This is a genomic window from Kribbella sp. VKM Ac-2566 (assembly GCF_004366005.1).
GTDB classification, from domain to species: domain Bacteria; phylum Actinomycetota; class Actinomycetes; order Propionibacteriales; family Kribbellaceae; genus Kribbella; species Kribbella pratensis.
Map to the genome: position 1 here is coordinate 625502 of NZ_SODT01000009.1, position 19683 is coordinate 645184.

At 65.5% G+C, this 19683-nt stretch carries 21 protein-coding genes; 16 read left to right on the plus strand and 5 right to left on the minus strand.

The annotated features are described in order from the left end of the window. The first annotated feature begins 148 nt into the window (after positions 1–148). Positions 149–1426 carry a protein NO VEIN domain-containing protein gene (locus tag EV647_RS14460; RefSeq protein ID WP_134002961.1) on the plus strand — a complete coding sequence of 426 codons (1278 nt, stop codon included), beginning with the start codon at positions 149–151 and terminating at the stop codon, positions 1424–1426. 217 nt (positions 1427–1643) lie between these two features. On the opposite strand, the gene mobF is transcribed toward EV647_RS14460, so the two are convergent. Further along, positions 1644–5132 carry a MobF family relaxase gene (gene mobF / locus EV647_RS14465; RefSeq protein ID WP_166680327.1) on the minus strand — a complete coding sequence of 1163 codons (3489 nt, stop codon included), beginning with the start codon at positions 5130–5132 and terminating at the stop codon, positions 1644–1646. Then, on the minus strand, positions 5024–5251 hold the full coding sequence (locus EV647_RS43380) for a relaxase domain-containing protein (RefSeq protein WP_166680328.1): 228 nt from the start codon (positions 5249–5251) through the stop codon (positions 5024–5026). The genes mobF and EV647_RS43380 overlap by 109 nt, the downstream gene beginning before the upstream one ends. A gap of 503 nt (positions 5252–5754) precedes the next feature. Between EV647_RS43380 and EV647_RS14475 the strand changes: the two genes are divergently transcribed. The 9 genes from EV647_RS14475 to istB all read left to right on the plus strand — a co-directional run bounded on the left by EV647_RS14475 (position 5755) and on the right by istB (position 12234). Continuing rightward, positions 5755–6348, plus strand: a complete 594-nt coding sequence (locus EV647_RS14475) for a PadR family transcriptional regulator (RefSeq protein WP_134002966.1) — start codon at positions 5755–5757, stop codon at positions 6346–6348. 104 nt (positions 6349–6452) lie between these two features. Beyond that, positions 6453–7418, plus strand: a complete 966-nt coding sequence (locus EV647_RS14480) for an ATP-binding cassette domain-containing protein (protein ID WP_134002968.1) — start codon at positions 6453–6455, stop codon at positions 7416–7418. Then, complete coding sequence (locus EV647_RS14485; protein WP_134002970.1) at positions 7415–8260, plus strand: ABC transporter permease; 846 nt, start codon at positions 7415–7417, stop codon at positions 8258–8260. Before EV647_RS14480 ends, EV647_RS14485 begins: the two co-directional genes overlap by 4 nt. A 19-nt stretch (positions 8261–8279) precedes the next feature. Next, positions 8280–8786 (plus strand): DoxX family protein, encoded by a 507-nt coding sequence (locus EV647_RS14490; RefSeq protein WP_238177208.1) that lies wholly within the window; start codon positions 8280–8282, stop codon positions 8784–8786. A gap of 27 nt (positions 8787–8813) precedes the next feature. Further along, positions 8814–9647, plus strand: coding sequence for an alpha/beta fold hydrolase (locus EV647_RS14495; RefSeq protein ID WP_134002972.1), 834 nt, complete (start codon positions 8814–8816; stop codon positions 9645–9647). Between the two features lie 131 nt (positions 9648–9778). After that, positions 9779–9916: a hypothetical protein gene (locus EV647_RS42000; protein ID WP_166680329.1), complete on the plus strand. Its 138-nt coding sequence runs from the start codon at positions 9779–9781 to the stop codon at positions 9914–9916. A gap of 151 nt (positions 9917–10067) precedes the next feature. Further along, a complete protein-coding gene (locus tag EV647_RS43695; RefSeq protein ID WP_370343083.1) occupies positions 10068–10808 on the plus strand; it encodes a hypothetical protein in 741 nt (246 codons plus the stop codon). Further along, positions 10775–11458 (plus strand): hypothetical protein, encoded by a 684-nt coding sequence (locus EV647_RS43700; RefSeq protein ID WP_370343086.1) that lies wholly within the window; start codon positions 10775–10777, stop codon positions 11456–11458. Before EV647_RS43695 ends, EV647_RS43700 begins: the two co-directional genes overlap by 34 nt. Beyond that, the gene (gene istB, locus EV647_RS14505; RefSeq protein WP_106536463.1) at positions 11455–12234 is read left to right on the plus strand and encodes an IS21-like element helper ATPase IstB; all 780 of its coding nucleotides are present in this window, start codon (positions 11455–11457) and stop codon (positions 12232–12234) included. Before EV647_RS43700 ends, istB begins: the two co-directional genes overlap by 4 nt. Positions 12235–12427: 193 nt before the next feature. Here istB and EV647_RS14510 read toward each other — a convergent pair whose 3' ends face one another. Continuing rightward, positions 12428–13003 carry an HD family hydrolase gene (locus EV647_RS14510; protein WP_238177209.1) on the minus strand — a complete coding sequence of 192 codons (576 nt, stop codon included), beginning with the start codon at positions 13001–13003 and terminating at the stop codon, positions 12428–12430. A 16-nt stretch (positions 13004–13019) separates the two neighbouring features. Beyond that, a complete protein-coding gene (locus EV647_RS14515; protein WP_238177210.1) occupies positions 13020–14171 on the minus strand; it encodes a helix-turn-helix transcriptional regulator in 1152 nt (383 codons plus the stop codon). Positions 14172–15227: 1056 nt separating this feature from the next. Between EV647_RS14515 and EV647_RS14530 the strand changes: the two genes are divergently transcribed. After that, the gene (locus EV647_RS14530) at positions 15228–16070 is read left to right on the plus strand and encodes a class I SAM-dependent methyltransferase (RefSeq protein WP_238177211.1); all 843 of its coding nucleotides are present in this window, start codon (positions 15228–15230) and stop codon (positions 16068–16070) included. Positions 16071–16103: 33 nt separating this feature from the next. Here the strand turns inward: EV647_RS14530 and EV647_RS14535 are convergent, their stop codons facing one another. After that, the gene (locus EV647_RS14535) at positions 16104–16628 is read right to left on the minus strand and encodes a hypothetical protein (protein ID WP_134002976.1); all 525 of its coding nucleotides are present in this window, start codon (positions 16626–16628) and stop codon (positions 16104–16106) included. 107 nt (positions 16629–16735) lie between these two features. Here EV647_RS14535 and EV647_RS14540 point away from each other — a divergent pair, with 107 nt between their 5' ends. From EV647_RS14540 to EV647_RS14560, 5 genes are all read left to right on the plus strand, one after another. Further along, on the plus strand, positions 16736–16996 hold the full coding sequence (locus tag EV647_RS14540; RefSeq protein WP_134002978.1) for a hypothetical protein: 261 nt from the start codon (positions 16736–16738) through the stop codon (positions 16994–16996). Positions 16997–17345: 349 nt separating this feature from the next. Further along, entirely contained in the window at positions 17346–17912 is a 567-nt protein-coding gene (locus tag EV647_RS43705; RefSeq protein WP_370343365.1) for a DddA-like double-stranded DNA deaminase toxin, read from the plus strand. Further along, complete coding sequence (locus EV647_RS14550; protein WP_134002982.1) at positions 17909–18307, plus strand: Imm1 family immunity protein; 399 nt, start codon at positions 17909–17911, stop codon at positions 18305–18307. The genes EV647_RS43705 and EV647_RS14550 overlap by 4 nt, the downstream gene beginning before the upstream one ends. Before the next feature lie 187 nt (positions 18308–18494). Beyond that, the gene (locus EV647_RS14555) at positions 18495–19022 is read left to right on the plus strand and encodes a GNAT family N-acetyltransferase (RefSeq protein ID WP_134002984.1); all 528 of its coding nucleotides are present in this window, start codon (positions 18495–18497) and stop codon (positions 19020–19022) included. 171 nt (positions 19023–19193) lie between these two features. Then, a complete protein-coding gene (locus EV647_RS14560; RefSeq protein ID WP_134002986.1) occupies positions 19194–19553 on the plus strand; it encodes a hypothetical protein in 360 nt (119 codons plus the stop codon). Positions 19554–19683: the final 130 nt, after the last annotated feature.

Genomic DNA, 19683 nt, shown 5'->3' on the forward strand with positions numbered 1-19683 from the left:
CTTCGCCGTTCCGTGGCCTGCATCCGTTTGTACGGATCTGTCGCAGGTTGTAGGCCGCGGCATCCCATGTTGGTGAGAGCTCATGGCGACCGTACGCAGGTCGCGATGTGGGATCTAGCGCTCGGCAGGAGCGTGAGATGGTGGACGGGTGAGCGTCTCCGACATCATCCGGTCAGCACAACGTAAGGCCGCGCAATCGGGCTCCTTACGTGTCACCGTCGATCACCTGACTTCGGAGCAAGTCGCGGAGCTTGCGGATGCGACTCTTGACTGGCTTCGTCTGCGGTCGGGCAAGCCGTCGGCTGTTCGCGAGGGATGGATGCAGATATCTGCCGCCCAAGCCGGCGTCCTGCGGATGTGGGCCGCAGATGAGAGCCTGAGCGAAGGTGAGCGGCAGGGTCTGCGACCGCTACGCCAGCAGATCTACGACCTGCTGGAGGAGGGCGGACTGATCGAGAAGCCGCCAGGGCAAGGATCACCGGTCCAGGTGTCACCCGCCTGGGATGGACGAGCGATCCTGCGGAAGGTGACGCGGGAGAACCTTGGCGCGTGGATGGTCAAGTGCAACCCGAGTGTGTGGGACTTGGAGGGTTTCCTCGATGACAACGGCGAGGTGATCGACGCCTGGGCAGTCCAGGAGAACTATCGCTCCGCCCTCATGATGCCGGGCGACGTGGTGTTCTTCTGGGTCACCGGCACCGACCGCCAGGCTTTGACGCCTGGCGTGTGGGGCGTGGGGCATGTGGTGGCACCGTGCGACTGGGACGTGCGACAGGACGTGGCCGAGGACTCGGCTGACAACGGCTACTGGCTCGATCGAGATGCTCGATTGCGAGCATTCTATTTCGCCTACCTGGAGCTTCCGCTACTTGACAAGCCGACGCCGCGGGCGATCATTGGGACTGATCCGCGCCTGGCGAAGCTGGAAGTCTTGACGAGTCCGCAGATGGGCAACCCGCAGTACGTGTCGCCGTCGGAGGCTGAGGCGCTCCTAGAACTAGTTGGTGGTCCTCCAGCAGCGCCGGAGACCCATACCGACAAGATCGCCATCGACAGGTTCGGCGCCGGATTCGGGGACGCGCTCAAGAACCGAGTCGTGGAGATCAGCGCGATGAACGCCGTCACCGAGTATCTGCAGGCGAAGGGCTGGCGCTGCGACGATGTCAGCGTCCAGAAGTGTGGCTGGGACATCACCGCGAGCCGTGACGGCCGCGAACGCCACGTCGAAGTGAAGGGCGTGAGTGGCGCAATCCCCACAATCCTCTTGACCCGCAACGAAGTAGTCACCGCCCAAGCTGATCCAGACTGGTGCCTGATCGTGGTCACTCAAGCGCTGTCTAAACAGGCCGTGCACGAATTCGACGCCACGGCAGCCATCGCAGCGTCCGAGCCCTACGTGTACCGAGCGAAACTTTCCCGATACTGACACGCGAATCGGCGATGGCGGACCACCCACCGATAGCTCTTGACCGCAGATCAAGTGCCTTCGACACGAACACACTTGTCGCGCGACGACCGGCGTTGGCCCCCAGAGCCTCGGCTGCTGCCACTCACGTGACACGGGTCGTGACGCCGAACTAGTTGAGTCCCTGACAGTGGTGTAGCGCGGTCGGTAGGTCTGGCCAATCACCTGGCTGGCAATGTCAGTCTGGCTGTACTGGCGGGACGGACTGTGTTGGCACCTCAGCGAATCCCGCACCGGCCACCGATCGTTGAGCGGTCTCTGCTGAGAAGCCAGCGAGCATGTTCATGAGCCGGACGTGCTGACGATGTTGCTCGACTGCGTTGGTTGGCGGGGCGTCTCCGAGGATTGAGCGGCCCCGAATCTGGTGGCGCTCTCTGTAGACGGCGATCTCCCGGATGAGCTCGGTGAGGTCCGGGTCAGGTGTCGTGCTGGCTGCGCGACGCAAGTCGCGATACCAGTCGGGCGGGTTGGCAGATAGTTCGTCGACGAGCCAGTTGGCGCGTTCGACGATCTGAGATTCGAGCTCGCGGAGTGGCGCGATCAGTGTGGGGTCGCTGACGTGGGTGGCTGGGGTGAGGAGGCCGACGATCTGTGCGGGGTGGCGGCCGGCCTTCTGGAGGGACCGGGCGGTCAGGCGGCGCACTCTGTGGTGGATGACCGCGGCGACGTCGTTGGCGTTGGTGAGCGCTGACTGGTTGACAGCGCGGTGGAGTAGCTCGGTGACGCTGAGGCCGGCGTTGTCGGCGCGGCGGAGTTCGGCGATGAGGGGGCCGTAGGCAGGGGAGGCTTGGAGCCCGGCTTGGTCCGCTGTGTCGATGCCGGAAGCGGAGATGGCGGGCTGGTAGCGCTTCTTAGCGTCAAGTTGGCAGAGGTGCTCGTGTATGGGGACGAGCCGGTCGAGCCGGGTCGCGTTGTCGAACTCTTGGCGCATGACCTCGTGTGCGGACTGCTCGACGCCGGGATCATTGAGGACCGCTTCAAGGACGTCTTGCATGGTCTGTTCGAGGTGGGGTTCGTGGAGGTCGGGGCTCGCCTGGTGGGTGGCGACGTAGGCGCTGTTGATGTGGCGGCCGCGAGTCATGCCGACGTACATCAGGGCTCGGGTGAGCTGTTCGGTCACGAGTAGGTGGGCGGTGTCTACGGTGGCGCCCTGGGCTCGGTGGGCGGTTGTGGCGTAGGCGAGTTCGACGGACTCCTGCACGTATGCAGTGGGCAGCGTGACGGTGTCGGCGATGTGGTTTTGGACGGTGAGGGAGCCGTCGGGCCAGCGGTGGATGACGGTCCATTGGTCGCCGTTCTTCACGAACTGGCGGCTGCCGGTGTTGCTGCCGTAGGGGAGGCGGCGGTTGTTGAGGCGGGTGACGATGTGGTCGCCGAGGCCGATGTGGTTGCCGTTGTGGAGTTCGATGCCGTCGGGTTCGACTTCGCCGGTGGTGATGCGGTCGAGGCGGGCGCGGGCGTTGAGTCGGGCGACGGTGGCGTTGTCGGCGGCGATGAGCAAGCTCGGTTTGCCGTTGTTGGTGTCGGTGAGCCAGGCCTTGTAGGCGGCGTCTTCCATTTCCTCTGATGAGCCTGCGGTGAGCCGATGGTGGTCGTCGTAGGCGTCGATGGCGGTGAGGTCTCCGGCGCGGAGCGCGAGACTGGCGTCGCGTTCCCAGGGGTTGGTGAAGCGCCAGACGTCGGTGAGTTCGGCCGCCTCCGTGTCTTTGCTGATGAGGCGGAACGCACCGCCAGTGTCGGCTGCGGAGAGCTGGGCGTCGTCGCCGACGAGGAGGAGTTTGGCGCCGGCTGTATTGGCGGCGCGGGCGAGGGTGGCGAGTTCCACGGTGCCGGCCATGGAGGCTTCGTCGACGATGACAAGCTGGTTCTGGTGGAAACTCCATCGATCCTGCTCCGCTCGCAAGGCTGCGAGCTGCCCGATCAACCGCTGGTGGCGGAGACGACGGCGTTCGTGGTGTGCGAGTCCGGCGGCGTGTTCGGTGTGCAGGATTTGATCGCCGCGTTGTTCGGCGCCGAGGCCGGCGGATTCGTAGATCCATTTGGCGATGTTCTCGGTGGGTGCGCCGATGGCGTCGGACAGGATGGATGAGGCGGCTGACGATGGGGCGAGAGCGATGACCGACCCGTAGCCGTATGTGGCTTCCCAACTGGCGGTGAGGGTTGACAAGAGGCTGGTTTTGCCGGTGCCTGCTGGGCCGATGAGGGCTTCGAGCTTCTGGCCGCTGGTCGCGATTCGGCGAAGTGCGGCTGCCTTGTCGGCGCTGAGATCGGCGATAGGGATCGTAGCTGGGGCAAGGGTAGGCCCACTGGTATCGCGCGCGAGGTCTAGCAGGACTGCTTCGGCGCCGAGGATCGCAGGTGACGTATAGATCTGGCCGTTGTGGATCGTGAACACATTCTCGCCGCTGGCACGGGTGACTGGGATGGTGACCAGGTCGGGTGCGGTGAGGCTGATCGAGTGCTGTTCGGAGTGTTCGACGATCGCCTGGAGTGCGGTGACGCGGTCGGCGGTGGTGACGAATCGGAGGAGCCGAGTTTGGCGTGCGGCTTCGGCGAGGAGGTTCCAGCGGGTCCAGGTCGCACGTTTGGTCTGCAGTGTCAGGACGGTCGCGGCGCCGTACGCGTCGAGCGTTTCCGCGCTCAGGTCTGCCGCGGCCAGCGGACGTTCACCGGCCGCGTTGAGGGATCGTTGGATGGTGGCGACGGCGTCGTGTCCGATGGCCTGGTCGGCGCGTTTGCGCCACTGCGCCATCAGTACGGCAAGGGGTTGGGCGTGGTGCTTGGATGGGCGGTTCAGGAGGGTTGCGTGCTGCCGTAGGGCGTACATTTCGCGGCGGTCGGGTGGGTGGATCTGGTCGGTTCGTTCGTCGAGAAGTGCGTTGAGGTTGGCTTCAATCTGTGCGGTTCTGGTGGAGAACTCGTGGATCAGGTCGTCGGGAATCGCGTCGATTTCGAACGCCGGATTGCGGCGAGTGCCGCGTTCGCGCAGCTCCCAATTCACGCCCAAACGCCGGGTCAGATGGTCGGCGAGAAGCACGTTGTGGATCTCCGACATCGCCACCGCGGCCCGGTACAGGACGCGCCCATCCGGCGTCCGCCACACACCGTCCACGCCCTGTACGCGGTTCGCGACCACGACGTGGGTGTGGAGTTGAGGGTCGCCGCTGCGGCTGTCCCAGTGGTCGAACGCCGCCGCGATGACACCACGGGTATCCAGTTGCGCGATGCCGCCATCGCCGCTCCTGGTAAACGCCGCATGCTGCTCGATCAGCGACAGCACGTCGGCGACAGCCTCGTGATGGGCTGCGAGGATCTGCTCTTGGGTACCCACATCGGCAGTCGCCCACATGGCCGAAACCGACTTCACCGGAGAGAAGGTGAGATCGAACCCGGCGACCGACTGCCGCGACTTCTTCCGCATCTCCTCCCGGCGGATCCGCGCCACCGCGTGCTCACGTTCGGGGTCCAGCAGGGCCGGGTCCAGGTCACGGATCCGGTTCCGAATCCGCTCCTCCGGACTCTTGAAAACCCGGTACGGCTCGCCGAGTGTCCGGCCGGTCAGCGGATCTTCGCGCGCCCGAACAGCGCCGCCATCTGTGCCTCGGTCACCTCGCTCCCCGGGACCAACTCGCCATCGCCCAGACCACTGAGGCCCTGACCAATCCAACGGCCATGCGGGTATCCCGACGCGGTGTAGTAGGCCGTCAACGGCGTCGCCATCCGCCGATCAACATCACCAGCAGCGACATGCCGAAGCAGATACAGATAACCTTCTCCGGCATTCATCCGGTGGATACTCAGCACAGTCGCCCGCCCGGAACGAGGCTGGTCAGTGGGTCTGTCAGATCGCTCATGCAAGCTCAACGGCTGAGCGCTCACATGTCTGATCGCGACGGCCCTCGCGGAGTCGAGCCGGACATGCAAGAAGTGTGCTCGGATCGGGGCTGGCGTTTTGCCGGCCGATGGGCCGGCAGCCCCACCTTGCCTGACGAGATCGGCTGCAGACACCAGCAGCGGTGCCGTCTCTGCGACCTGCTGCTCGTGCACGCCGAGAGAGCGATGGCGGTTCCTTGCACATGTGTCCACAGATCCGGCGTATCTTGCGCGCCGCATGTACGGCGAACGTGTAGCACCGCTATCTGGCTTTGGAGGTCTCCACCAGCACCGTATGTAGGTCAGTGCTGACACCACCCGGACCAGGAGGGCACCTTAGTGTTGGTGGGAGTTGACAACACCCTGGCGGGCGCGCAAGCGGAGCGAGTCCGAGCAGATTGAGCGGAGGTGGGCGCATGTCGGCGACGAAGCTCCTGGTACTCGGTGTCGTGCACCTCTCCGGCGGCGCGCATGGCTACCAGGTGCGGTCCGAACTGCAGAGCTGGGGTGTGGAGATTTGGGCCAAGATCAAGCCCGGCTCGATTTATCACGCGCTGAAGAAGGCGGCGGCTGATGGCCTCCTCACCGAACACCCCGAGCCGGGCAACTCCGGGCCGGAGCGCGTTCTGTACCGCGCGACAGCTCGGGGACGTGACGAGATAGTCGAACTTGTCCGCGACGGTCTGCGGCGGACCCACGATCCGGCCATGCTCAACGCGGCCATCGCCATGTTGCCCATGCTGACCAGGACAGATGCCATCGCGCACGTCAACGAGCGAGTCGCGCGCCTGGAAGCGGAGCTCGTAGAGCAGGCCAAGTGGCGGGAGCACCCCAATCGGGACACCCCCGAGCACGTCCGCGATCAGGCCGAACTGTGGGCGGGACACGCACGCACCGAACTGGAGTGGGCGAAGAGCCTGAGCAAACGACTGGCTGAGGGCGCCTACACCATGGCCGATGATCCGGGTTCGTGGCGAACGGTCCCCGATCACCTCAAGATGCGCCTCTAATCAAACTTGACTAGACGTTCCTCTTCGTGCACTCTGGCCAAGTAGCCAAACTTGACTAGTGCTCAACCAATCCGTTCGCAACACCGAGAGAAGGAAGCGAACCCATGGGAAAGCTCGCGATCGAGACGAGAGGGTTGAAGAAGAGCTTCGGCAAGACCCACGCGGTCGCCGGTGTGGACCTGGCCGTGAGCGCCGGGGGCGTGTACGGCGTGCTCGGTCCGAACGGGGCGGGCAAGACCACCACGATCCGCATGCTGGCCACGCTCCTGCACCCCGACGCCGGAGAGGCGCAAGTGCTCGGCTACGACGTCGTGCGTGACGCCCGGGCGGTGCGGAGCAGGGTGGGCCTCACCGGGCAGTTCGCGTCGGTCGACGAGGACCTCACCGGGGTGGAGAACCTGTTGCTGCTCGCCAGGCTGCTCGGCTACTCACGCCGCCGAGGCAGGGAGCGGGCGACCGACCTGCTCGACGCGTTCGGTCTTGCCGAGGCGGCCGACCGGCAGGTGAAGAAGTACTCCGGCGGGATGCGCAGGCGCATCGACATCGCGGCGAGCCTTGTCGTCACCCCCGAACTGATCTTCCTCGACGAGCCCACGACCGGGCTCGACCCGCGCAGCAGGAACCAGGTCTGGGAGATCGTCAGGGGCATGGTCGCCGAGGGCGCCACCGTGTTGCTGACCACGCAGTACCTCGACGAGGCCGACCAGCTGGCCGACCGGATAGCGGTGATCGACCACGGGAAGGTGATCGCCGAGGGCACGAGCGGCGAGCTCAAGGCATCGGTCGGCGCCGGCTCGCTGCACGTACGGCTACGTGCGCCCGAGCAGCGAGCCGAGGCAGAGCGGGTCCTCGCCGGCGTCCTCGAGGTGCCGGCCGAGCCGTCCGCTGACCCGGCTGCGCTGTCCGCGCGGATCTCCGACCCCGAGCGGGTCGCCCGTTCCCTGGCCGAGCTGTCCCGCAGCGGCATCGACGTCACCGAGTTCGCGCTCGGTCAGCCGAGCCTGGACGAGGTGTTCCTCGCCCTGACCGGGCACGCCACCGAGGAGACACCCGAGGAGGATGCCGCATGAATGCCACGTCCGCAGAGCAGGCGTCGGCGCCGGTCACCGCGGACGCGCTCCGCAGTGTGCTGTTGGCCGGCGAGCGGCCGTCGCGCCCCGGTCGGGTGCTCACCTCGTTGACATTCGGCTGGCGCGCTTTGCTGAAGATCAAACACGTCCCGGAGCAGCTCGTCGACGTGACCATGTTCCCGATCATGTTCACGCTGATGTTCACCTACCTGTTCGGTGGCGCGCTCGCCGGGTCGACTCAGGAGTACCTGCAGTTCCTGCTGCCCGGCATCCTGGTGCAGGCGAACGTCATGATCACCATGAACACTGGCATCACGCTGAACACCGACATCCAGAAGGGGGTGTTCGACAGGTTCAGGTCACTTCCGGTGTGGCGACCGTCGCCGCTGGTCGGCGCCCTGCTCGGCGATCTGGTGCGCTACTCGATCGGGTCGGCGATCGTGATCACGCTCGGACTGGTCCTAGGGTTCCGGCCGGAGGGTGGCGCCGTCGGGGTAGTGCTCTCGGTGGTGCTGCTACTGGTGTTCTCGTTCTGCCTGTCGTGGCTGTGGACGATGCTCAGCCTGATCCTGCGCACGCCGAACTCGGTGGCGGGGGTCAGCATGATGGTGATGTTCCCGCTCACGTTCGTGAGCAACATCTTCGTGGACCCGAAGACGATGCCCGGGTGGATGCAGGCGGTCGTCGAGGTCAACCCGATCACCCACCTGGCGACCGTGGTACGCGGCCTGATGGACGGCTCGGTCCCGGCCGGGGAAATCGGCTGGGTGCTCGTCTCGTCCGTACTTCTCGTCGCGGTGTTCGGTCCCATCACCATGGTCCTCTACCGCAACAAGAAGTAGATGCCGCTACCGCGAGAACTTGGTCGAAATCAACTCCGACAACCCGGCCCACTCGGCCAACGCCATCACCGGTACCAGGCCCGGACACGACAAGGAGAGCCGAATGAGCACCATCCCCAAGAACAACTCGGAAACCGTTGCGCACACGCCCGGGCGGGCGAGCAGCATCGGGGTCTGGATTCTGCAAGTCGTGCTGGCGGCGATAATCGCCGGCGGCGGAATCTCGAAGCTCGCCGGCGACCCGGTCATGGTGGACATGTTCGCCGACATCGGGGCTGGCCAGTGGCTCCGGTACCTGGTCGGAGCGCTGGAGGTCGCGGGAGGGGTTGGACTTCTGATCCCGGCTCTGGCGGGCCTGGCCAGTCTCGGGTTGGCGGCATTGCTGACCGGTGCTGTCATCACCGATCAGTTCGTGCTCGAGCAGAGCCCTTGGCTGCCGCTCGCCTTTCTCGTCGTGGCGGCCGTGATCGCAAGGGCGCGGTGGTCGCGCACCGAGGCCGTCGTCGGCACGCTGCTCAGGCGCTGAGACAAACCTCTCGAACGGAGATGTGAGATGAACGAGATGGCCTTTCGCGTGACATCAAACGATGGCACCACCATCGCCTACGACCGGAAGGGAAGCGGCCCGGCTGTCGTCCTGGTAGGCGGCGCACAGGACGACGGAGCCGAGAACGCTCCCTTGATACCTGCTCTCGCCGAGCACTTCACGGTTTACAACTATGCCCGTCGGGGACGCGGCGCGAGCGGCTTCACCGAGCCCTACGCCGTGGAAAGGGAGATCGAGGACCTGGATGCGTTGATCGCGGAGGCGGGCGGCTCGGCGCACCTGTTCGGGGCGTCCTCTGGTGGCGCTCTGGCGCTGGAAGCCGCCGCGGCCGGGTCAGCCATCGACACGATCGCCGTGTGGGAGGTGCCCTACGCGGTCGGGGACGACATACGCCCGCGATTCGAGGAGTACGTCGCGGACACCCGACGCGCCTTCGACGCCGGGCGAGACGAGGAGCTTCTCGAACTGTTCATGCGCATGACCGGCGCCTCCGACGACAACATCGCGGCCAGGAAAGCGGCAGGCAAGCAGACGGCGCATTGGGCGGATTCGGTCGCCCTCGCGCCCACGCTGGTCCACGACAGCCTCTTCCTCAACCGCTACCAGTTGCCGGCCGATCGACTGGCAACGGTCACCCAACCGGTCCTGGTCACCACCGGAGGACCGATCACGGTCCCCTACATGGCAGGCCTGCCCTCGGACTTCTTCGACCGCGCAGCCGACGAGCTTGCAGACCTCCTACCCCACGCTCAACGGGAGACCCTCGAGGGGCCGGATCACGTCGTCGACCCACAGATCGTCGGCCCGCTGTTGCTACGGTTCTTCAGCAGCGAACACTGAGGGGCCCGCGAGGTGTTGCGGGAAGACCGATTAGGCACCGCGCAAGCAGATCTTCGTCGCGCCAGGGACACGGGCGGACAGGTGGTGTCGAGGTTGATGTCGTTGGCGGCATCACAGGCCTGATCCAGGGCGTGCTCGTCACCAACGTCTTCGTCACCACGCAAGGCCGGGCCGTCGTACTGACCTGCGCTTCAGTGGGACTCGACCTGGCCTACTCGCTGCTCATCGGCTCCGTCGTCGGTCGTACCCCGCACTCCGGGCCGACTTAGTACCGCCCACCGAAGCCCTGCGCAGCACATGACCAGGCACCTCGGTAGGGCCAGTGATTCCGGGCTGTGGTCGCATGCGGTCACCGTTCCCGGGCGATGGCCCGGTGCCGAAAGTCGTGCCCACGGCGTGCTCACGTCAGGAGTGCCACCGATGACGCAGCCGCGTTCCCGGGTCGACCTGTACGCGGCGATCCGACGGGATGCCCGATCTGGGATGTCCAACCGCGCGCTGCAGCGCAAGCACGGCGTCGGCTTCCGAACCGTGACAGCGGCGCTGGAATCTGCATGGCCGAAGGAGAGAAAGCAACCGCCCAAACGCGGCTCACGGCTTGACGCGTACCGAGTGGTGATCGACGACTGGCTGCGCTCGGACCTCGACGCGCCGCGGAAGCAGCGACACACGGCGAAGCGGATCTTCGATCGACTGCTTGACGAACATGACGGGGCCGGGGTGGTGTCGTACTGGATGGTCCGCGAGTACGTCGCCACCCGACGCCGTGAGATTCGCGTCGAGGTCGGACGGGAACCTGCCAACGCGTTCATCCCGCAAGAGCACCTCCCGGGCCGCGAGGCCGAGGTTGACTTCGGCGACGTCGCCATCCGCCTGCGCGGCGAGCTCGTAACCTGCGCGCTGTTCAGCCTTCGGCTCTCCTACTCGGGCAAGGCGGTGCACAGGGTCAGTGCCTCGGCTGGGCAGGAAGCCTTCTTCGAGGGTCACGTCCACGCCTTCAACGTGCTCGGCGGGGTGCCGACCGGGAAGATCCGCTACGACAACCTCAAGGCCGCCGTCGCGAGCGTGATCGGGTCGCGCCCCTTCCGACCGAGCCGTTCGAGACCGGCCGCTGGTTCACCCCGCGCGTGGACAGGTACGCCCAGGTCACGGTCCGGATGAACAAGTACTCCGTGCCCGCGCGCATGGTCGGCCGTCAAGCCCGGGTGCTCCTGAACGCTGGCGACCTGGTCGTGTTCGACGGCAGGACCGAGATCGCCCGCCACGAACGGCTCATGACCAAGGGCTCGACCCGGGTCGACCTGGACCACTATCTCGAGGTCGTCCTCCGCAAACCGGGCGCGCTACCCGGTGCGAAGGCGCTGGAGCAGGCCAGGGCATCCGGGCGGTTCACGCCCGTTCACGACGCCTGGTGGGCCGCGGCCTGCAAGGCCCACGGTGACGCCGACGGCACCCGTGCCCTCATTGAGGTCCTGATGCTGCACCGGCACCTTCCACACGACCACGTCGTCGCCGGACTCGCGACGGCGCTGCGTGCAGGCGCGCTCACCGCGGACGCTGTCGCGTTGGAAGCGCGCAAGTACAACGACACAGCAGATGGCGGAGCCGACGACACGACAGCGGACCACCAGTCCCTGATGAGCGGCGACAGGGCACGCGGAGAAGGCGAGATCCCTGCCGTGCGATCGCTGACCGAGCGCCGGCTCCGCGCCCACATCCCGGCCGACACTCGGCCGCTGCCGAGCGTGGAGAAGTACGACCAGCTGTTGGCCAGCCGACGTGACACCCCGAACGAAGGAGCCGCACCGTGACCACCAAGCGCCGTGGAATGACCGAAGAAGCAGCCGACGCCGCGATCGACCAAGCGTGCCGGATGCTGCGAATGCCCACCATCCGCAACTCCTTCACCGACTACGCCGACCGGGCAGGGCGTGAGCAGATGTCTTACCGCGGGTTCCTCGCCGAACTATTGCTTGCCGAGTGCGACGATCGCGCCCGACGCCGGTCCGAACGCCGGATCAAGGCCGCCAAGTTCCCCCGCGAGAAGTCCCTGCGGGCCTTCGACTTCGACGCCAACCCCAACATCGATCCCGCCGTGATCCACACCCTCGCCAAGTGCGAATGGGTCCAGAAGGGACAGCCGCTGTGTCTGATCGGGGACTCCGGCACCGGCAAGTCCCATCTGCTGATCGCACTCGGCACCGAGGCCGCCATGGCCGGCTACCGGGTCAAGTACACCCTGGCGACCCAGCTTGCCAACGAGCTCGTCGAGGCCGCCGACGAGATGACGCTGGCGAAGACCATCGCCCGCTACGGCCGCGTCGACCTGCTGTGCATCGACGAACTCGGCTACATGCAACTCGACCGCCGCGGCGCGGAACTCCTCTTCCAGGTCCTCACCGAGCGTGAGGAGAAGGCCTCGGTCGCGATCGCGTCCAATGAGTCCTTCGGCGGCTGGACCAAGACCTTCACCGACCCCCGGCTATGCGCAGCCATCGTCGACCGACTCACCTTCGGCGGCACCATCCTCGAGACCGGCACCGACTCCTACCGTCTGGCCCAAGCCACAAAGCAGCGGACAACCTGACACCCGTCGGGAGCGGAAGCGGTGTCGACGCAAACCAACATCCGCGGCACCGACGTGCCCGGCGGTGTCAGAACTCGCCAACAAGCGGTGTCGGACGAAACCTCCGCAGCCAGCTATCGATACCGCTGCGCGCGGCCGGTACGCGGCCGCATACAAGCTGTCAGAGCGTGGTCACACAGCTATTGGGCGAGTGTCAGCGATCGCGCCAGGCGAGTGGTGAGGTTTGAAGAGCTGCTTCGGCAAGGCGGCGACCGAAATCGGTTTGGATTCGGGCGCGGGACGACTCGATCCAGCCTGTGACGCGCTTGTAGCCGGCTTCGCCGTACTCGACAGCTTGCATGAGGCACTCGAGCCGATCGGCGTCTTTCGCGCAGCGAGCCTCAATCGTCTCGGCGGCCTCGTACTCGGTGACGGCTTCCCTGATGCTCTTGGCGGCCGCCTCCGGAAGAACAGCGACCTGGTCCTCGGTGATGCGTTCGTTGCTCGCGACATCCATGTAGGGCTTGGCGCTGTGCGGAATGTCCCCGATGCGAGTTTCCTGCGAGTCGTGCCACATGCCGAGGTACGCCGCCCGCGCTGGATCGCCGCCCTCCTCGCTGGCGATCAGCGCCGCGAGCTGGGCAACGCGCAGGCTGTGCTCTGCGACGGACTCGGGGTCGCGGACTCCGACATGCCACCATCCGGCCCGACGGAGCCGCTTGAGTACGCCCATCTCGTAGGCGAAGGCGACGACTCCTACTGCGTCCCGATCGGTAGCGTCATCCGTCACGATTACTCCGTTTCGATCATCGGTTGGCCAACTGCACAGCGCACCGCAGATTGTTCAACTCTACGGTGCTGCTGTCAGCGGGGTTGTCGTCCAGCGCTGTTTCGACTCGCTCGCCGGTTCGTTGCCGTAGCTCTCTGTCGTACTCCAACAGCTCCGGGCGTGCGAGCACCAATTGCCAGAGGCTGTGGATGTTCAGCGGAGCATTCACCTGATCTGTCAGATGCTCGAGCAGGTGGTTCGCTAGCCGCACTCCTGACCAGCTTCGAGTCGACGTCGCGGTGATCAGGTAAGCGTCATCGGTATGCGGCTCGTTGATCTCTCCAAGCCAGTAGGCCCAGTAGGTGAGGTTCGCGGCTGCATGTCGTTCGTCGCTCAGCGTGTTGTCGATGAAGTAGCGCAGCGGATCCGCGTCGCCGTGTCTGGCGAGTGCGACTGCCGCTGAGCGTGCCGCGATCCCACTGGTGAGATTCGCCGTCATGCTGCCGTTGAATGCATGTTTGTGCTGCACCGCGAGCCAGTCGGCAGACTCCTGGCGTTTGTCGAAGCCGAGCAGGTAGGTCGCCTGCCGTCGCAGGACCGGCATGTCCTCAGGAGATGCCCGTTCCGCCACGCTCAGTAATTGATCGAAGAACTCATGCTGAGCCGCGATGGTGAGGACCGGGTGCGATGCCACAGGTCCTCGGCCCGGCTTGGCCGGCAGGCCGCGGAGCTGAGGAGGTGTGATTCCCGTGAACGGCCAGGTCACAAGGTTCACCAGGCGTCGGCGGTGGACAGTCGAAGCCAGTGGATGGTGCTGGACGTCGGCGTTGCCCAGCTCGCCGCTCGTGATCTGGCCGAGCAGTTCGTCGGCTTCGACGGCATCGTGCAGCGAGGCCACACCTGTGGCAGGTGCACCAAACGCCGCCAGACGTGTTTGCAGCCGCCGGAAGTCGGAGACTCGCAGCGAGGTCAGCGACCGGCGGCCGGTCTCCCAGCCCTGGACGGTGCTGACGTCGACCCCGAGTCGTTCCGCGAGCGACGTCTGAGTCTTGCCGATCGAGCCGCGCAGCATCTTGAGGACATAGCCCGAAATCACGCCGTGGTGGTCCCCAGGCATCGAGAAACCCGGCATGTCGGTCGGTGTTTCAGGACCACGCACCGGCGAGCCTTCCCTCAAGCCGCGCTGCATCACGCGAACCACCCGTACTCACAGTGAGTTCAGGATAGGTCAACGCCGCGTCATCGTTGTCGACATGCCGATGGATCTGGATCTGCGGATGGTGACTGCGGACATGCGATCAAGAGTTCCTAGGGTCTTCTTTCTGGTGCGACACATTGATGTATCCGGTGCGAGTGGCACGGGCATCGTCGCGGAGGGAACGGAGTGGACGGACGGATCCGTGTCCCTCCGATGGCGCAGTGAGCATGCTTCGACGACGTTCTACGAGGCGGGGGTGCGTGCGCTCCTTGCCGTGCACGGCCACCGTGGGGCCTGCGAGGTCGTCTATCTATCTCCATCTGACGGGTTAGGGCCCGTCGGCTCGTCGCTTGACCTTGTCTTCGCAAGCCAGCGGGTGGGCGTACCGGTCCCTGCACCTGCGCCCGCCCGCTGTTCCAACGGGCTCCAAGAATGCTCGACGTGTGACGCTGACGAGCCTGCGCACCAGGCTGTGAGTGACAAATGAGCGCTAGCCCGCGGTCGCATCCGACAGATCGCCGCGTGTGCGTCTGGTTCGGTACGCACCTCGTCGCGGACTACGTTGGCGACCCGGACGATGCGGTCGCTTACGAGTCGGGCATGCGCGGGCGATTCATCAGTCTTCGGATCTCCAACGAGCCCGCAATGCCGCAGGCAGTTGCCTCTGACCGCAATCAGTTGCGGGACGGCAAATGATCTGGCGGGGCCGGCGACGGTCATCCTCAGCCGTCAGCTCGCGGAGCGATCGCCGTGAGCTGCTGGTCCCGTCGCATCACGGTCCTTGCTCGCGTCTTCCTTCCCCTGTGGAGGGCTCGACCAGGGCCGTTCGGATGGCGGCTGGCACGGGACGCGAAGCGAGTCCGTTCCGTGTCAGCCGCTCAAGCGCCGAGGCCCGGACGGGTGCCTCGGTCACAGCTGGCTGGGTGGTTGGGGCCTACGCGCCTGGGCGAGCAACCACCCGGCCAGCGCCGTCCAAGACCAGCGGGCGGGCGCACAGCCTGCAGAGCGGACGCCCGCCCTCTGTTCCACCCCGATGATAGGAGCGCAGTGGATACGCCCGTGATCCCGCTGGACCGGCCGACCGTCGATCCAGCCATTGAGACGCATTACTCGAGCCGCTGGGACGAGGCCGCCCGGCTGAGCTCGACCGTCAAAGGCCGACTGGAGCAAGCCCGGCTCTACGACTTCCTCGGCCAGTGGTTCCCACCGGCTCCATCCCGAGTTGCCGACATCGGCGGCGGTCCCGGGGTACACGCTGGCTGGCTCCGCGACCAAGGGCACGAAGTCGTGTTGCTCGATCCGGTCCAGCGTCACGTCGACCAAGCCAACGCGGCAGGCATCACCGCCGAACTTGGCGACGGCCGCCGACTTCCATGGTCGAATCAGTCGTTCGACGCCGTGCTCATGGCGGGACCGCTCTACCACTTGCCGGAGGCACACGACCGCCGCCTGGCACTTCGCGAGGCACTGCGGGTGCTGCGCCCGGGTGGCGTGCTGGCCGCCGTCGCAATCAACCGGGCAGCCAACCTAATCGGCTCGACGCTCGCCAACACGCTGCTGACGCGGCACGGCATCGTGAGCGACATCCTGGAGACCGGCCACAGCGCCGACAACGAGCGCATGGCGCACTGCTACTACCACCGCGAAAGCGAGCTACGCAGCGAACTCATCAGCGCTGGGCTGCGGCCGGTCGACATCTTCGGTCTCACTGGTCCCGGTGGCTGGCTCACGGTCATGATCGACGCCCACTTCAAGAACCAGCCCTACACCGACAAGCTGGCCGAGCACGACCCGCTCGACACGGCGCTGGAGTGCTCTCGCCTGGCTGACCGGATGCCGGAGTTGGTGGCAGCTAGTTCGTTGTTCCTGGCCATTGGTCAGAAGGGCTGAGCCGTGGTGTCCTGCTGCACGGTTGGCGAGATCTCAGCCGAGCTGGCCGTGCAGCTCGACGTACTCCTCTTCGGCACGCAGCACCTTCGACAACACGGCATCGGCGCTAGGCAATGGATGGAGCGGGAAGTTCGACCCGTCCCACCTCAGTCGGCCGTCTACGGTCGTCGAAGGCGGGATGACCACGAGTGTCCCCGACTCGACGTACTGAACGCCTGTAGCCAGCGGGCCAAGGTCGGTTTCGGGCTGGAGCGTGCAGGTGATCCAGTCGCCGTCCGGCAGCTTCATCGTCGGCGGCCAGATCCCAGGTCGATCCTGCTCGTACAGCCGCTTGCCGTATGCGCCAGCGATCCGCGGCAGGCGCCAGATCGCCACAGCCGGGCACGACGTGACCGCCAAGTTCGGCGGCTCGGTGACGTCCCAGACAACGCGGGCTGCATCGACATCGGTGATCCAGCCGCCGTCCGGCGTACCCGCGATAGTTGCCGCCTGCACCGGAATACCACGTTCCACGCATGCGAGAGCCGTGTCCAACAAGGCGTTCTTGCGTCGAATCATCTGCCTGATCGTCCTCCCGTATCGGGACCATCATTGCCGCGCCACTGTGCGGCTTGTCAATCGGACCCAGCAGATCGCTGACTGTCTAACCAAGTGAGGAGCCGTACATGTCCCACGTCGAACAGATGAAGATGCAGCTGCACGGTCTGGCTGACCAGTCGAGGCAAGGCGCAGCCAGTTTGGCTGGATTCAAGCAGCGCTTCGAACAATCCAGCCAGCAGGTAGAGGCCCTCATCCGCGGCACAGCAACCCGTGCGGACCAGGACATCGCGACGATGCTGGACGCCGCCGCAAAATCGGTCGACCAAGCCGTCCAGTCACTGCAAATCGCAGAAGCCGGATGTCGCAGCTACGCCGACCAGATTTAGCTGGCCGAGGCAGCGCATGCCTTCCGAGCTCCAGCGGGTCGCCGAACATCTGCTCGCCTGCCTGAACGAGGCTCCGCGGGCGGTCGGCTACCTGCAGGACCGAGCGAGAAAGTGCCGCGAAGCCGCGGCGTGGATCGGGAGCACCAGTAGCAACCCAAGTGCCCGAATGGCCGCTATGCGGCTCGATGATGCGGCAAGGCGCTGCGAAGAGGCAGCCCACTACTTGTCTGAGGCGGAGGCTCGAGCGAGTCAGTGGGTCGAGCAGATGGTGAGCGGCATTCGAACCGCCGAGCCAAGCGGCGGCTCGAGGGATGAACGGTCGCAAGGGCCTGGCGGCAGCACGCATCCTATGGCTCGCCGGCGTGCGGACCATGACAACGAACCGGACGGCAACAAGCCCGACAAACCCGCGCGGGCTGGCTATGAGACGAGCTCGGAGGAAGATGAACCGCCTTCGCGGGGCACCGCCGACGACCGGCCGCAGGACACTGGCGACAGTGATGAAATTGGAGATCAGCCGGCGCCCGCTCCGTTCATCGAACAGATCTTTCGGCGACTACCCGAGCGGCCGGGAGACGTCGGGCCGACGTCCGGAATTCTGTCCAGGCCGGACGGTGGAGGCCTGATTCATGTGCGCAGCGGGACGCGAGGACCCGGAGGTGCGGCGCCAGGTCTCGGCGGCCGAACCGCCAGCCTTGACGCTGCGCGAGAACACGCGGAGGGCCACGCAGCGGCACTCCTGCGCCGCGCGGGAATGCCTCGAGAAATGACCCTGTACGTGAACAAGCGTCCCTGTGGTGGGCGGTACGGCTGCGACAACACGTTGCCGTGGCAGTTGCCACCCGGTGCCAAGCTGACGGTCTATTGGCCAGGCGGCTATAAGGTCTATATCGGTGATGGGAGAGGACTCGCATGAACGACTTCTTGACGGCCTACTACGACGATGACGCTGGGCAGCAGCGCATCGGCAGCCAGGCCGCGCTCGACGAGCTACTTGACCGAGTCGCAAGTCTGCCCCGGCCGGCCTGGGTCGAATTGGTCAGTGCGGACGAGTTCGCCACTATGAACATTGGGCTAGGGGCGGCCTTCAGTTCCTTGACGCTCTACGACGACGTCGAAGGCTCCGCCAAGTACCGCTCAGCCGGCACCCTCGCCGAGCCGCAGGACGCCACGTTCGACTATGGCGGCGTGCCGACGACCATGGGCAAAGGCAGCGCGATCACCGTGAAGGAGGCTCGTGCGGCGGCCTCTGAGTTCTTCGCCACTGGTAGACGTCCTGAGCTGGTGGCCTGGGAGTTGGCAGTCGACTAAGCGCGCACATGGCGAAGATGGATTATGCGTGTCGTTGGCGTGGCCGGTCGAGGCTTCGTTCCGTCCAACTACCGCCGCTCGTTGGCAGCGATACGCTGATTTCTCGGTTTGTGGGGTTACGTCTGTCTTATGGCCCGGCCATTGATGCTGACCCGAGGACGTCAGCGCCTTGCTCCGGGCGAGAAGCATGATCTTGACCCCCCACGCGGCGAACGAGACGCTCGAGCTCGTCCCGAAACTCAAGCCGCTGTATGCGAATGCGTACTCCGAACCTCCGTACGAGATGTCGGATGAGGACATCGAGCAGTTCGAGATCCGCATCACGAAGCACGCCGGCCTGGAAGGATTCGTCCTGGTGACTGGAGAGCTCGATGGGCGACTTGTAGGGTTCTCGTACGGATTCACCTTTCCGCCTGGACGATGGTGGACCGGGGTCAAGACTGACCCGCCTCCGGCCGACGTTGCTTCAGGCCCCCTTTTCGCGGTCATCGAGCTTGGCGTACACACGGACTTCCGTGGCCGCGGCTTCTCCCGCGAGCTCGTCGACGCCCTCCTCGCCAGCAGACCGGAGTCCTTCGCAAGTCTCATCTCCCGCCCAGGTGCACAGGCTCACGCGATGTATCAACGCTGGGGTTGGAAGAAGGTCGGCACCACGCAGACGTACGCACACTGGCCCGTTGAGGACATCGACGTCCTCCCGTTGCACGACAGCTAGTCCGCCTGACCCTCGAAGAAGGCCTCGATCATGAGCAACCGTCCGTTCGGCATGTCAGGCCTAGAGCCGGCGACCGTCGACCAGAAGGCGACGGACAGGACCGTCTCGGCACGCCTGTCCGTCGAGCGCTCACGGCTGTAGGAATCTCACCCGTCCAAAGGAGCAACGCTGTTGTCGAACGAAGAGGGCCGCATCTTCCGTGACGCATGGATCGCTGGCGTGACGAAGCACTACCCCGGTGAACCAAAGCCCGGGTACGTCGCACTGTGGGAAGAGACCCCCGATTGGGAGCGGGAGAGCGCTGCAGCCGTGTACGAGCAGGTGCGGGCGTTCGTCGAGGTCTCTGAAGGGAACACGAGCAAGCTCAGCCGAGAGCAGAAGGGCCGGTTTGTGGCGTTGTGCTGGATCGCGCAGATCTACCGTCACATCCCCGACCCCAAACCCAGCTACGTCGCCGACTGGGCCGACCTGCCAGGCTGGCAGCGAGAGACTGACGCAGACATCTTTGAACGGATCGAAGGCGTCAACTGACACCCGCTGGCATCTGTGCAGGCCGTGCTGTCAAACGAACGGGCGAGTACTGCCCGTGTGTGCCCCCGCGACGGATACTGTTCGTGATGGTTCTGCTACTTCGGGTTTGCGTTGGCGTGGATAGGAGATG